This window comes from Streptococcus danieliae, from assembly GCF_025447695.1.
Classification (GTDB): domain Bacteria; phylum Bacillota; class Bacilli; order Lactobacillales; family Streptococcaceae; genus Streptococcus; species Streptococcus danieliae.
Genome location: NZ_JAOBSU010000001.1, coordinates 21935 through 35780 on the forward strand (window position 1 = coordinate 21935; position 13846 = coordinate 35780).

Below are 13846 nucleotides of genomic sequence, written 5' to 3' on the forward strand. Positions count from 1 at the left end.
ATCATTCTTGAAAGGCAGCTTTTCTCTAAGATTAGTCTTCTTTTTTAGGATGTTTCATCAGTCCTAGGCCTGCAAAAAGGCTTAAAAGTCCCATGAGTCCCAGAGTAGCCGATTCTTTGTGTCCCGTTTCTGGTAGTTTTTTTACCTTAGAAGAGGTCATGGATTTCATGGGCATAGGATGGTCCATAGACATAGACATGGAAGTTGCGGCTTGCTTCATCATCGGAGCTCCCTTGTCCATTTTCATTTGTTCCATCTTACTCTGATTCATTCGATCCATTTGTGGTTTATCGGACATATCCATTTTTTCCTTGGCTGCCAAGGAAAGCTGGACTTCTTTTTGAGCTAAGACTAGATTCATGTCGCTCTTTCCATCTGTGGATCCGTACAGGACAATGGTTCCACTGACCATATTTGTTTGATTTTTTTGGAGAAAAGCAAGAAGGTCTTTCCCCATCAACCCTTTACCGGCTCCAGATAAGGCAAAGGTATAGAAATATTTTCCAGTCGGTAAGTTGTGGGCGATGGTTAAGGTCGGATGCATAGCAGATCCATTGTGAGACCACGGTGCCTTGTCAGCTGCTTTAAGAAGAAGGCGTGTCAGCATCCCATCGCCTCCAAAGGCTTCAAGAGGGATTACCTGGTTTACTCCAGCTAAGAAAGGTCCATCGACATTTGCGTGTTCCAGATAGTCGTGTGGTAGCTGGACGTGCTCTTTCGTATTGTTTTGGAGAAACTTACGGAAATCGTCTGGAGTGAGAACAGGATGGAAGCTGAGTTGAACCTGTTGACTGGCAATGATGTTGCTCAAGTCAGCCATTCCGTTGGTGGAACCATAGACGGTCACACGACCTTGGTAGTTTCTATTTGGGTTCATTTGGAGCTCTTTCAGCAGCTCAGCTCCCATTTTATTTTTGACTTCCCCCTCTAAATCAAAGGAGTAAAAATAGTGATTAGCTGCCAGCTTATTGACAGGAGCCAGTGCAGGGTGCATAGCAATCCCATTATCAGACCAAGGAGCGGCGTCTGAGGACTGCAGTAAAAGTCGCGTTAACATGCCGTCGCCACCGAAGGCCTCATAAGGAATAACTTGGTTGACACCTGCTGTAAAGGGACCGGGATGCTTGGCTGCTTTGAGGTAGGTCTCTGGTACTGAGACTTCTTGCTTGATAGCCGACGTAACAGAGGTGGCCACCTCAGACTCACTAGCCCTATCGGTTACAGGAGGATTGTTTAGAGGCATGGTAACTTCTGTTTCAACAGGAACTTTCGGTTGAACTGCGGAGGAAACGCTCTGGTCAGCCATAGGCTCTTCAAAATGAGCTGAAGCGACTTCTTGTTTTTCAGTAGACTGGCTAATGGTTTCCATTCCAGGAGTTAGTTCATCCGCTTGTACTTGAGGAGCTTGTCCTAATAGAAAAAAAGCGCCATTGGCAACGACGACCGACACCAATCCAACTTTAGCACGACGGAGAGACCAGGTTTTAAAGTCCTTTTTACTTGCTTGAGACATAGATTATGTACCTCTTTTCTTTTAATTCTATAGTTAGTATAGAATACTTGTCTTAAGCAATTGTAAGCTCTTTCTTAAATAATTCTTAATTGTTGCGTCTTTTTCCAAAATAAAAATAGGTTGGGCTTAAGTTCCAACCTATTTGTTTTGGGAAGCTATAATTTTTTACGTTTGCGTTTTGTAAGCAGGCTTCCTGTTCTGTTGCTCCAGGATTAAAACGGTAACTTCCCGGCAAGGGCTCCCATGGTTTTTTGGGTTTCCTGGTCGATTTTTTCGAGAGCTTTATTGACGGCTTGAGCTGTCATGTCTGCAAGAGTTTCGAGGTCGTCTGGATCGACAACGGCAGGGTTGAAAGTGATAGCTTTCACCTTACGGTCTCCGGAGAGGGTGGCTGTGACCAAGTCTTGGGCAGAAGCACCGGTGAAGTCTTTAGCGGCTAGCTCAGCTTGTTTTTTCTCCATGTCTTTCTGCATTTTTTGAGCTTGCTTCATAATATTTTGCATATTCATCATAAGATTTTTAAGATTCCTTTCTGATTAAGGGACTTCCCTTGGGGTGTTGAAAGTGTCTGTTAAGCTTCGATTGACTCAGAGGAAGCTTTTCATCACTTTTTCAATTATAGCACGATTTTAGGTCTAGTGATAGAATGACTGTGCTTCCAATTTCCCAAAAAACTGCCCAAGGACCAGTCAACTCTTTTGGACTACGAGTAAGTTGGTTGGTCTTTTGTCTAGTGATGGGAATTCGGATTAAAAAAAGTAAGGGATTTCACCTCTTCGATGCTTAGAATTTGTTAAAAAAGCAGTATAATAAGAATAAGGAATAAATCGCCGTTTGAGCGATCAAATAGGATCGAAAATTTCCGAGCTAATCCTTTGTGATTCTTTGAACATTTGAGTAAAATAGAAGTAAAGTAAGAAAGGATACGACTATGTCAAAGAAAAAAGTTGTTATTGTTGGGGCCTCTCACGGGGGTCATGAATCCGCTATCCGTATTTTGGATAAGTATGAAAATGTAGATGTAACCATCTATGAAGCAGGGGACTTTGTTTCCTTCATGTCTTGTGGAATGGAGCTTTTCCTAGAAGGAAAAACAATCGGTCAAGACTACGTGCGGAACTTCTCACCTGAAGAATTGGAAAGCCGTGGCGGACGTGTGGTCAATAACCATCAAGTGACAGCCATTCAGCCAGAAGCAAAAACCATTACAGTGAAAAACTTGGTGGCAGGTGCTGAAGAAACAGTGGCTTATGACAAATTGATCCTTAGCGTTGGAGTTGAATCCATTGAGTTGAACTTGCCTGGTAAGGATTTGGAAAACATCTACTTGATGCACGGTTACGACTGGGCAAGCAAGATCAATGCGGCACAGCAAGATGACAGCATCCAAAATGTAGTAGTAATCGGTTCTGGTTATATCGGAGTTGAAGCGACACAAGTCTTCACCAAGGCTGGTAAATCTGTAACCCTTATCGATATGCTAGAGCGTCCATTGGGTAACTACCTCAATGCAGAGTCTACAGAGATTTTGGAACAAGCCTTTGTGAATGCTGGAGTAAACTTGCACATGGGTGCAAGTGTGGAAGCCTTCTTGGGTGAAGGACGTGTGCAGGCTGTGAAGACTGATAAGGCTGAAATCCCAGCTGATCTTGTTATTGTGGCTGTTGGGGTTTACCCAAATACAGCTTGGTTGCAAGGTCTTGTAGCTTTGGATGAGCGTGGCTACATCAAGACAGACGCTTACTTGCGGACAAATGTTAAAGATGTGTATGCGGTTGGAGATGCAACCTTGCAACCATCAATTCCTGCGAATCAGTCCTTGCCGATTGCGCTTGCGACAACTGCTCGTCGTTCAGCCTTTTACCTAGCAAGTACCTTGTTTGATGAGCAACCTGCGCGTGCTTACAAGGGAGTTGTTGGTTCTTCTGCTTTGGGAATCTTCGGCTACCAGTTCGCGACTTCAGGTTTGAACCAGTACACTGCGGGTCGTATCGGTTTGGACTTTGAAACAAGTTTCTATGCGGATCGTGTTCGTCCAGCCTACATTCCTGAAAGTGACAACCCAGAAGTCTTTGTGAGCTTGACCTTCCATCCACAAACTCATCAAATCCTTGGTGGTTCTGTTCTATCTCAAGCGGATGTGACAGCTCAAGGAAATGTTTTGTCTCTGGCGATTGCACAGAAATTGACCTTGGAAGATTTGGCAGAAGCTGATTTCTTCTTCCAACCTGGCTTTGACCGTCAATGGAGCTTGTTGAACCTCGCTGCTCAAGATGCTTTGGGCTATAGCCGCTTTTAATTTACCGCCAGTTAGGGAGTTCCCTAGCTGTTTTTTTTAACTTTGAGAAAAACTTTACATTTATGGGGAGTCTTGTTATAATCATCAAGTATTAAAAAATGAAAAAAGGAGATACAGTACAATGGATGTAACTTGGGGTGTAAAGTACCTTACTGAGTTTATTGCAACAGCCTTTCTACTTGTTTTGGGAAACGGTGCCGTTGCTAACGTTGATTTGAAAGGAACCAAAGGAAACAGTTCTGGTTGGGTTGTGATTGCTTTGGGCTATGGTTTGGCGGTTATGATGCCAGCGATGATGTTTGGAAATGTTTCTGGAAACCACATCAATCCTGCTTTCACACTTGGTCTTGCAGTGAGTGGTCTATTCCCATGGGCTCACGTAGCACCATACATCTTGGCTCAAGTACTTGGAGCGATGTTTGGTCAGTTGTTGGTGGTTGTAGCCTACAATCCTTACTTCAAGAAAACAACGAATCCAAATGCCGTTCTTGGTTCTTTCTCAACCATTTCAGCTTTGGATGATGGCACAAAAGAATCTCAAAAAGCTTCCATGATTAATGGTTTTGTGAATGAGTTTGTTGGATCCTTTGTTCTTTTCTTCGGTGCTTTGGCGCTTACAAAGAATTTCTTTGGTGCCGAGTTGGTTGGTAAGCTAGTGGATAGTGGTTTTGACCAAACAATGGCTGAAACAGCCGCAAGTCCTTATACAGCTGGCAGCTTGGCAGTGGCTCACATTGCCATTGGATTCCTTGTAATGGCTTTGGTTGCTGCGCTTGGAGGTCCTACTGGTCCAGCCTTGAACCCAGCTCGTGATTTGGGTCCACGTATCTTGCACTTCCTCTTACCAACAAGTGTTCTTGGTGAAGCCAAAAAAGACTCCAAATGGTGGTATGCATGGGTACCAGTGGTAGCGCCAATCGTGGCATCTATTGTTGCCGTTGCTGTATTCAAAATGATTTATCTATAAGACGATAAGGCTGTGTGGATTTGCTTCCCACAGCTTTTTGTCTGCCTTTTTATAGTATTGCTTGTCTTTTTCTTATTTTTCTTTTAAAATAACAAGAGTTATTGTGGAGGAAATGATGAGTAAAGATAGGCTTGTACCCGTACTAAAAACAAATAATCGTCGTTTAAATTTTGACTTTTATGTGGAACAAATTGGCTTCACGGTCTTGTTAGAAGACGCCGGAGTTGTTAGCTTAGGGGATGCGCAAAAAGCGCTCTGTCTAGAAATCGAAGAGTTACCTGCCAACCGAGCTTTCCAGCCGCAAGGGAAGAAGAAGCTGGATCTTATGGTTTTTCGTGTGAACAGCCCGGAATCGGTAGAAGCAGGTTTGGCTCGTGGTTTGCAATTCGATGCTCTGTATCAGGGACCAAAGGGCTGGGCTTATTTGGCGACCTCTCCTGAAGGGGATCGAGTGCTGGTTCACTCGGAAGAGTCGGTAGCTGCTCTCAATTTGGTTGATCCAGCTGACTACCCAGCTAGCTTTCAGGCGGGTCCCCTCAAACTGGATCAGGTGGAATTGGAAGAATTGCGTCTCCATGTTTCCGACAAAGAAGGCTCCAAGGCTCATTACCAACGGATTCAGTGGCCGGCAAATTTGGTCTTTACAGAGGCAGAAAGCGACTATCTACAAGCAGAAGCTGGGCAAGCCTGGGATCTGTTTCAACTGCGTCTTTTCCAGGTCGATTGGAACCTGGAGCAGCTACAAAAAAACTTGGAAGATCAGGAAGTTTTTGTTCCGAAGCGGGGTAACTTCCTCCTGGCAACCGATCCCTATAACCAACTAGAATGGTGGATTCAAGCCTATGCATAAGGTGTTAGCGGACAAGGTTCAGGAACAGTTGGACCAGCAGATTTATCCAGGTGCCAGTCTGGCGCTTTATCGGGAGGGCCAATGGCAGGAATTTTATGTTGGCTGGGCTGATCCAGATAGGGAGCTCGCAACCCAGCCGGGTCTGATTTATGATTTGGCTAGTGTCAGCAAGGTTCTAGGGGTTGGAACCCTAGTGCTCCAAGCCTTAAAAGAAGGTATCCTGGATTTAGAGGATCCTATCCAGAGCCAGCTGCCAGATTTTCGCCATGCCCATTTGCGAATTCTTGATCTCCTCACCCATACTTCGGGCCTAGACCCCTACATCCCCAATAGAGACAGCCTTGATCGGGCCGGTTTGACCCAGGCCATGCTACAGTTAGAGCTAGGCCCCGATAAGCGCTATCTCTATTCCGATGTCAATTACATTTTACTGGGCTTTTACCTGGAAGCTCTTTTTGGGAAAAGTTTAGAGGAGTTGATCACTGCCCGAATCTGTGGTCCGCTGAATCTAACCCACACCACCTATGGTCCTTGTCCAGGTGCTGTTCCAACTGTCCGAGGAACTCACACAGGCCAAGTCCATGATCCCAAGGCCCAGGTCTTGGGTTCTCATACAGGTAGTGCCGGTCTATTTTCAACCATCCCAGATCTTGAGCGTTACCTAGAGAGCCAGTTATTGGACCCCAGCGTGTATTTGGATCAAGTTCATGGCTCTGACCCAGCCAACCCCCGTAGTCTGGCCTGGCGCCGCGAAGGGGACTGGTTGGACCACACAGGCTATACCGGAACCTTCCTGCTCTTCAATCGTAAACGACAAGAGGCAGCGATTTTCCTAGCAAATCGAACCTATTGGCAAGATCAACGAGCCAAGTGGATTCAAGACCGAAACGAACTGATGGATTTGATTCGTCAAGGAAAGTTTTGAGCGTAAAGAGCGGCCGTCGGTCGCTCTTTTGTCACATTAGAAAACCCAGGCTGGATAATCCAACCTGGGGAGGAGGTGCTAATTAAGCTAAGGCGTCATCCATGGAAAGAACTTCGTGGAAGACCCGTTGGGTTAATTCTGTTTTTTGCTCAGGAGTGAGGTACTTGGTGTTAACACAGTAACCAGAGATACGGACGATGACATCTTCACCAGCCATGATCTTGTCATAGACATCAGAGAGATCCATAACATTCAAGTTGACGTGCTGACCACCATTTTCAAAGTAGGCATCGAGGATGGTTACCAAGTTGTCTACTTGCTCATCGCGGGTTTTACCAAGGGCACGTGGAGATACTTGAGTTGTGAGGGAGATTCCGTCATTTGCATGGGCAAATTCGAGTTTCGCCAAAGAGTTCAAGTTTTGGAGCCAGCCACCTTTTGATTTTGGAGATGGGTTAGCACCTGGAGAGAAGAACTCAAGTTCACTCGTGTTAACAGTGCCATCTTCGTTGAGGAAGACACCGCGGTGAACTGGTGAGTGACCTGTTTGTTTAGAGTAGGCAACGTTAGAAGTGATGGTCAAGAGGGAAACGGTAGCTTCCGCGTTCTTGTAAAGTTTGTGACTCGCAAGGCGGCTGTGGAAAGCTTCCAAGAGCCATTCTGCAATAGAGTCAACACGGTCATCATCTTCTCCGTAACGAGGGTAGTCACCAGTAGTTTCGTAATCGTAGATGTAGCCATCTTCATCACGAATTGGTTTTACAGTTGCGTATTTAATCGCAGATAGGGAGTCAACGGTGTTGGCAAATCCACAAATACCGAATCCCATGTTTGCTCCTTGGTGGGTTGGGAGGAAGGCCATTTGTGCTGCTTCGTAGTTGTATTTATCAGTCATGTAGTGGATAATATTGAGGGCATCCACATAGGTATCTGTGAGCCAGTCGAGGGATTCTTCGAAGTTGGCTTTAACCTTGTCAAAGTCAAGGATTTCATCACGGATTGGCTCGATGTCAAAGACCTTGTAGTCTTTATGAACGTCATCGAATCCACCATTTAGTCCAGTAAGGAGGGCTTTCAAGACGTTTACACGCGCTCCAAAGTATTGGATGTTGTGGCTTTGGTTTTCATTTTCTGGATCCAAAGGAGACACACAACAAGAAATACAGCTCATTTCACCGTAACCTTCTTTGGCCATAGTTGTTACCCCTTCATACTGGATAGAAGAGTGTTTGTGGCTCATATCCATACAGTAGCGACGGAAGCTATATGGCAATTGGTCTGTCCAAAGAACCGTCAAGTTTGGTTCTGGTGAGTTGCCGATGTTGTCCAAGGTGTTGAGGAAACGGTAGTCCATCTTAGTAACACGGTGGCGGCCATCTGCTCCCATACCAGCCATTGAAGTTGTGATGAAGGTTGGGTCTCCAGAGTAGAGTTGGTCGTAAGCCTTGGTCCGGGCAAATTTAACAGTCCGGAGTTTCAAAACAAAGTCATCAACAAACTCTTGGATTTCAGATTCTGTATAAGTACCACGCGCCAAGTCCCGCTCTGCATAGATATCAAGTACGATTGGAACACGGCCAAGTGACGTAGCGGCTCCGTTGATGACACGAGCTGCTGCCATGAAGGCAATGTTGGTCCATTGAATCGCTTCTTTGGTGTCCATGGCTGGGCGACGTACATCTACACCATACAAGTCACCAAGGGCTACAACATCTTTCAAAGCTTGATACTGGAGGTTCACTTCTTCACGGAGACGAATTGTTTCTTCGTCAATATCTGTAAGAGCGTTCCAGTCGTCTACTTTTTCAGCCATGAGGAAGTCTGCCCCGTAAAGTGCCAAACGGGCATAAACCCCGATAATCCGTCCACGAGAGTAGGCATCTGGTAGGCCTGTAACGGTGTGCGCGTGGCGGGCACGACGGATGTTTGTGGTGTAAGCACGGAAGATACCGTCGTTTACGGTTGTTGCGTATTTGGTAAAGATCTCATGCAAGTGTGGATCTGGCTCATAACCATTCTCACGCAGAGTTGTTTCCGCCATACGGATTCCTCCCTTAGGCATGAAGCTAAGGCGGAAGAGCTCAGAGTTTTGGAGACCGAAGATTAATTCGTTGTCTTTGTCGATGTAACCAGCAGGGATGTCTGCGATTGAAGCGACCCGGTCAGTATCCATTGGGAAGCGTGTTTCTTCGTAGCCAGCCTTGGTTTCTTCGATGATTTTCTTAATGTGGAGGGAGCGTTCAGTTGGTCCTGCTAGGAAGCTTTCATCGCCATCATAAGGTGTGTAGTTGGCCTGAACAAAGCGAGAGACACTGACTTTTTCCTTCCAATCAGTTCCTTTAAAGCCTTCCCAGGCTTTTGCAAAAATGTCTTGAGTGTCAACGGTTGTTTTAACGACCATTAAAGGTACCTCATTATCTTTCTAGTCTTACGACGCATAGAAAAACCAATCGATTGACCAAGACTTTGATGAGACAAGTTGCTTTGTAACTCGATCGATTTTTCAGGAAGTTCGAGAACTGTTATAATTACAATTAGATTATAACACAAAGTAATCGTTTTCAATACTAAAAATAGAAGCTGTAAGGGTTTTCTGATGTAATACAGTTTTTGTTGAAACAGAAATCTGTATTGATTCTGTTTTACTTCACCAAGGAGGTTAAGGGAATGCTCATTTTTCCACTTTTAGACGATCAGTCCCGCAAAATCATTCATATAGATATGGACGCGTTTTTCGCCGCCGTAGAAGAAAGGGATAATCCTGAACTAAGGGGGAAGCCTGTGGTGATTGCTCGTGATCCTCGGATTACCGGTGGTCGGGGTGTTGTCTCGACCGCTAATTATGTGGCTAGACGTTTTGGAATCCACTCAGCCATGAGTGCCAAGGAAGCCTATCAACTTTGTCCTCAAGCGGTATTTATTCAAGGAGATTATCGGAAATATCGAGAGATTGGGCTCCAAGTACGGGAGATTTTTCGGCGTTATACGGATTTGATTGAGCCTATGAGTATTGATGAGGCCTATTTGGATGTGACGGTGAATAAGGTTGGCTCCTCTTCTGCTGTGAAGGTGGCACGCTTGATTCAGGAAGATATTTGGCGGGAGCTGCGGCTGACCTGTTCGGCTGGGGTTTCTTACAATAAATTCTTGGCCAAGTTGGCTAGTGATTACCAAAAACCGCGTGGACTGACGGTCATCAAGCCTGGGGAAGCTTTGGAGTTTTTGGCGCCCTTAGCAATTGAGAAATTTCATGGGGTTGGCAAAAAGAGTGCGGAGCGCTTGCGGCAGATGGGGGTGGAAACCGGGGCAGATCTGTTAGAAATCTCTGAAACAGAGCTGATTGACCGCTTTGGGCGTTTTGGCTATGAGCTTTATCGTAGGGCTAGGGGTATTCATAATGGCCCAGTTAAACCCAACAGGGTTCGTAAATCCTATGGCAAAGAAAGAACCTACAGCCACTTTTTACGTCAGGCAGCAGATGTTCGCCAGGAGCTTCAAAGTCTGGCCCACAGTTTGGCTCTGAATCTGGAGCGCGAAGATATTCAGGGACGGACAGTTGTGTTAAAAATACGCTGGGAGGATTTCGAGACCCAAACCAAACGTGTTTCCTTAGACCGGCCTATATATAAGGAAGAGGACTTACTAGCAGCTGCCCTAGAACTCTATGAATTGACTGCGCAAAAGGACCTGGCCATCCGCCTGCTGGGGATTACCCTAACCAATTTGGGTAAGGAACAAGAAAGCGATTTACTGGAAGATAAAGAGGAAACCGCCTCGGAGGCGGACAACCCTGATTAAGAGGGGCTGTCACTGTCCGGGGCGGTTTTGTGGTTTCCGAAAAATTCAGTTAGATCGGCTTCTGTCAAGCCAATCAGGGGATCAATCTGCTCCCAGTTTTCCGCAGTGAGTTGGTACTGGAGCAAGTTTGGACCTTCTTCTTCCACAGTTTCCACAGACTTATCCACAGACTTGTGGATATCTTGTGGATAAGCTGTGGAAAACCTTGGGGAAAGATAGGTCTGGCGCTGGGTTCCTTCGTTTTCCACAGCATAGGTATAGGCTGTGGCTTGTCCTAAGAGAATCAGCTTACTTTTGGCACGGGTGATGGCGGTATAGAGGAGGTTGCGTTGCAACATCCGGTGGTTGGCCTGGGTTAGGGGGAGGATGACCACTGGGAATTCGCTTCCTTGGGACTTGTGGATGCTCATGGCATAAGCTAAACGAATTTTATACCATTCTTTGCGGGGGTAGTTGACTTCGCTACCGTCGAAGTCCATGCGGATTTCATCCTGGTCGCTATCGCTATAGCGGGCTGGAATTAACTCCGTGATGGTGCCGATATCGCCGTTAAAGACATTGGCTTGGGCATCGTTGACTAGGTGGATAACCTTGTCGCCCAAGCGGTAGTGCTGGTCGGTGGCCTCAAAACTTTGTTGGCCTTTTTTGGCAGGATTGAGCAGGTTTTGCATGAGCTGATTGATGGCATCAATGCCGGCAACACCCCGATACATGGGTGCTAAGACCTGGATATCTGGCGCTGCAATACCACTTCTCAGCGCTGCCCCCACAATTTTTTCAATCATTTCTGGAATATGTTCCGCTGAAGTTTCAAAGTAGGAGCGGTCGGCTTTTTTCTGGGGAAAATCAGCGGGTAGCCGCCCGTTTTTGATGTCATTGGCCAGGTGAACAATGGTTGAGTCTTCGCTTTGGCGGTAGATTTTTTCCAGATGGATTTTGGGGATGCTTTCCACTTCTTGCAAATCTGCCAAGACCTGTCCGGGGCTGACAGAAGGGAGCTGGTCGGCATCACCAACCAGAAGAATTTTTGTATGGCTGGCTAAATTTTGGAAGAGCTGGTTGGCCAACCAGGTGTCGACCATGGAAAACTCATCCACAATGATAAAGTCTGTATCCAAGGCTTCTTCCAGATGACTGACTTCATCATCGGCCACCATGCCCAAATGGCGGTGAATGGTAGCTGCAGGAAGGCCGGTTAATTCATTCATCCGCCGGGCAGCCCGACCGGTTGGGGCAGCTAGGAGGATGGGGATATCTTTGGCATCAAGGTTGATTTTGTGGAGCTTGGCGTAGACCGAAATAATCCCGTTTAAAACAGTTGTTTTCCCCGTTCCAGGGCCACCGCTGAGGATAAAAATCGGTTCCTGGCTGGCTTGGATGATGGCGTTTTTTTGAACTGTATCGTAGTGAATTCCCAGTTCTTCCTCGACCTCTGTGATCAGTTCTGCTAAGTGGTCCGTATCCGCTTCGGACTCCGCCTGATCTCGGGCTTCCAAGAGGCGGAGCAGGTGGTTAGCAATCCCTTCTTCGGCGAAGAAGAGTGAGTTGGTAAAAATCTTTGTGCCGATGTTCTGGATCTTGTCTTCTTCTAACAGGCTAGTCAATTCTCGGGCAATGATCTGGGGATCAATCGGTTCTTGCCGAGCTTCTTCCAGTAAGACCAAGGCATTTTCCAGTAGGAGAGTGGCTTCGATATAGGTATTGCCAGATTCTAGGCAATACTGGAAGAGGCTGTGGATAATCCCCGCTCGAAAGCGTTGGGGTGAGTTGGTTTCAATCCCCAGGCGTTCCGCCACCTGGTCGGCAATGACAAAGCCGACACCCCGGATATCCTCGACTAGTTGGTAGGGATTTTCCTGAATCACCGTCAGGGTTTCTTCTTGATAGGTATCATAAATTTCGAGGGCCAGGCGATTGGGAATGCCCAAATCGGCTAGGCGGGCCAAGGCCTGCTCCAGGCCATAATTGATTTTCAGCGTTTGAACCAGGGCCAGCCGATTGGCCTTGGATAGTCCCTTGATCTCTTCTAGCTTTTGGGGTTGGTTGAGGATCTCATCGATGGGATTGTCTGAGGAATAAATGTCTAAAATTCGTTTGGCAGTCTGTTTCCCAATCCCCTTAAATTGAGGCCCGGAAAAGAATTTGATTAACCCTTGTGGACTGGGCTTTTCTCGCTCATAGCGGCTGGTCACCACCTGTTCACCATAACGAGGGTGCTGAACCAGTTGGCCATAAAAGCGATAGGAGCCACCTTCTACAATAGTGGCAAAGGTACCGGTGACAATGATTTCAAAGCCAGCATAATCCGAATCGGTGTCTTCCAACTCCACGAGGAGAATCTTGTAAAAATTGCTTTGGTTTTCAAAAATAAGGCGGTCTACGCGACCTGAAAAGTAGTGTTCCATGTGCTTCCTTGTCATTTAAAGATAGTTGCAGAGGCTTTAATACTCTCTCTATTTTTCCTCACACGTCGTTAGCTTCGACCTAATGCTAGTTATGCCTGTGTCTCGCTGCCTAGTTTGAATTCAAAATAGTTTGAGTAATGATTTTAGATTGGAAGTAGTATAAAAAAGAGGCTGGAGTAAAAAATCCTGGCCTCATTGTGATCTGGAGAAGGGAGGGCTGCACTCGCAGCCCCATTCTCTTCAGTAGATTTATTCATGGAGTAGTTTGAAGCTATTTACGGGCCAAAAGCGTAAAACAACTTCGCCTGTAATTTGCTCGGCTTTGAAGGTTCCGACATCGCGACTATCTTTGGAGACAATCCGATCATCTCCCAGCAAATAGTATTCATTGTCTGGGACAGTCACCTTAAAGTCAGCTTGTCCTTCACGGTTAACGGTGAAGGCTGGTGAAGCTTGAGCCAGGCTCTGGAAGTATTTACTGTAGGAATAGGTGTTTTGTAGTTTGTCGGCTTTGAAGGCTGCCTTATAATCAGCTAGGTAAGCTTCATCGACTTCTTTCCCGTTGATGTAGAGGGTGTCTTGTTTGAATTCGACTTCGTCGCCAGGCATGCCGATCACCCGTTTGACAATCTTTTTCTCTTTGTCATTTTCGTCGTTTTCGGTCGCCACCACGATATCAAAGCGGTCAATCTGATTTTGGTTAAAGACAATTAGGTGTTGGCCTTCTGCAAGGGTTGGATCCATGGAATGGCCTTCTACTCGAACAGCCTGCCAGAAAATCAAGCGGGAAAGTACAATTCCCCCAAGTATGATGATAAAGAGGAGGGTGTCAAAAATCTGCCGTGTACGGCTGTGTTTTTTCTTCTGATTTTTAGCGATTCTGCTTGCCATAGTTGTCCTTTCTAGTCCTTAGTCTGTCAACAGTCTTCTAACAGACCTAGCTCTTCGTAGCTTTTGCAAGTAAAAACTATTGTATCATATTTTACCTCTTTTTCCCTTAGTGAACTGAGTTGAATCATTCCCGTTGCTTATTCTTTTTGAAAATAATGTCAGGATTCTGACTCCTCATCATCAATTTCATAAAAATGA

At 46.0% G+C, this 13846-nt stretch carries 10 protein-coding genes; 5 read left to right on the forward strand and 5 right to left on the reverse strand.

Translation table 11 applies throughout. The features are described 5' to 3' along the window. Window positions 1-31: 31 nt before the first annotated feature. Window positions 32-1513: an SSURE domain-containing protein gene (locus tag N4310_RS00120; RefSeq protein WP_262091625.1), complete on the reverse strand. Its 1482-nt coding sequence runs from the start codon at window positions 1511-1513 to the stop codon at window positions 32-34. Window positions 1514-1725: 212 nt separating this feature from the next. Then, the gene (locus N4310_RS00125; protein ID WP_179924048.1) at window positions 1726-2025 is read right to left on the reverse strand and encodes a YbaB/EbfC family nucleoid-associated protein; all 300 of its coding nucleotides are present in this window, start codon (window positions 2023-2025) and stop codon (window positions 1726-1728) included. Window positions 2026-2444: 419 nt separating this feature from the next. Here N4310_RS00125 and N4310_RS00130 point away from each other — a divergent pair, with 419 nt between their 5' ends. From N4310_RS00130 to N4310_RS00145, 4 genes are all read left to right on the forward strand, one after another. Next, entirely contained in the window at window positions 2445-3812 is a 1368-nt protein-coding gene (locus N4310_RS00130; protein ID WP_262091626.1) for an FAD-dependent oxidoreductase, read from the forward strand. A 121-nt stretch (window positions 3813-3933) separates the two neighbouring features. Further along, entirely contained in the window at window positions 3934-4779 is an 846-nt protein-coding gene (gene gla / locus N4310_RS00135) for an aquaglyceroporin Gla (RefSeq protein WP_179924050.1), read from the forward strand. Between the two features lie 115 nt (window positions 4780-4894). Then, complete coding sequence (locus tag N4310_RS00140; RefSeq protein WP_262091627.1) at window positions 4895-5629, forward strand: CppA N-terminal domain-containing protein; 735 nt, start codon at window positions 4895-4897, stop codon at window positions 5627-5629. After that, complete coding sequence (locus N4310_RS00145; RefSeq protein WP_160332411.1) at window positions 5622-6554, forward strand: serine hydrolase domain-containing protein; 933 nt, start codon at window positions 5622-5624, stop codon at window positions 6552-6554. Before N4310_RS00140 ends, N4310_RS00145 begins: the two co-directional genes overlap by 8 nt. 82 nt (window positions 6555-6636) lie before the next feature. Here the strand turns inward: N4310_RS00145 and pflB are convergent, their stop codons facing one another. Then, window positions 6637-8955, reverse strand: a complete 2319-nt coding sequence (pflB, locus tag N4310_RS00150; RefSeq protein WP_179923857.1) for a formate C-acetyltransferase — start codon at window positions 8953-8955, stop codon at window positions 6637-6639. A gap of 266 nt (window positions 8956-9221) precedes the next feature. Here pflB and dinB point away from each other — a divergent pair, with 266 nt between their 5' ends. After that, window positions 9222-10352, forward strand: coding sequence for a DNA polymerase IV (dinB, locus tag N4310_RS00155; RefSeq protein WP_160332413.1), 1131 nt, complete (start codon window positions 9222-9224; stop codon window positions 10350-10352). On the opposite strand, the gene recD2 is transcribed toward dinB, so the two are convergent. Both recD2 and lepB read right to left on the reverse strand, forming a co-directional pair. After that, a complete protein-coding gene (recD2, locus tag N4310_RS00160) occupies window positions 10349-12757 on the reverse strand; it encodes an SF1B family DNA helicase RecD2 (protein ID WP_262091628.1) in 2409 nt (802 codons plus the stop codon). The genes dinB and recD2 overlap by 4 nt on opposite strands. Before the next feature lie 249 nt (window positions 12758-13006). Further along, on the reverse strand, window positions 13007-13648 hold the full coding sequence (gene lepB, locus N4310_RS00165) for a signal peptidase I (RefSeq protein ID WP_262091629.1): 642 nt from the start codon (window positions 13646-13648) through the stop codon (window positions 13007-13009). Between the last annotated feature and the right edge of the window lie 198 nt (window positions 13649-13846).

Bases quoted from the DNA above. Each gene is read 5' to 3' on its own strand.
- N4310_RS00120 (WP_262091625.1), bottom strand. From the start codon at position 1,513: ATGTCTCAAGCAAGTAAAAAGGACTTTAAAACCTGGTCTCTCCGTCGT.
- N4310_RS00125 (WP_179924048.1), bottom strand. From the start codon at position 2,025: ATGATGAATATGCAAAATATTATGAAGCAAGCTCAAAAAATGCAGAAA.
- N4310_RS00130 (WP_262091626.1), top strand. From the start codon at position 2,445: ATGTCAAAGAAAAAAGTTGTTATTGTTGGGGCCTCTCACGGGGGTCAT.
- gla (WP_179924050.1), top strand. From the start codon at position 3,934: ATGGATGTAACTTGGGGTGTAAAGTACCTTACTGAGTTTATTGCAACA.
- N4310_RS00140 (WP_262091627.1), top strand. From the start codon at position 4,895: ATGAGTAAAGATAGGCTTGTACCCGTACTAAAAACAAATAATCGTCGT.
- N4310_RS00145 (WP_160332411.1), top strand. From the start codon at position 5,622: ATGCATAAGGTGTTAGCGGACAAGGTTCAGGAACAGTTGGACCAGCAG.
- pflB (WP_179923857.1), bottom strand. From the start codon at position 8,955: ATGGTCGTTAAAACAACCGTTGACACTCAAGACATTTTTGCAAAAGCC.
- dinB (WP_160332413.1), top strand. From the start codon at position 9,222: ATGCTCATTTTTCCACTTTTAGACGATCAGTCCCGCAAAATCATTCAT.
- recD2 (WP_262091628.1), bottom strand. From the start codon at position 12,757: ATGGAACACTACTTTTCAGGTCGCGTAGACCGCCTTATTTTTGAAAAC.
- lepB (WP_262091629.1), bottom strand. From the start codon at position 13,648: ATGGCAAGCAGAATCGCTAAAAATCAGAAGAAAAAACACAGCCGTACA.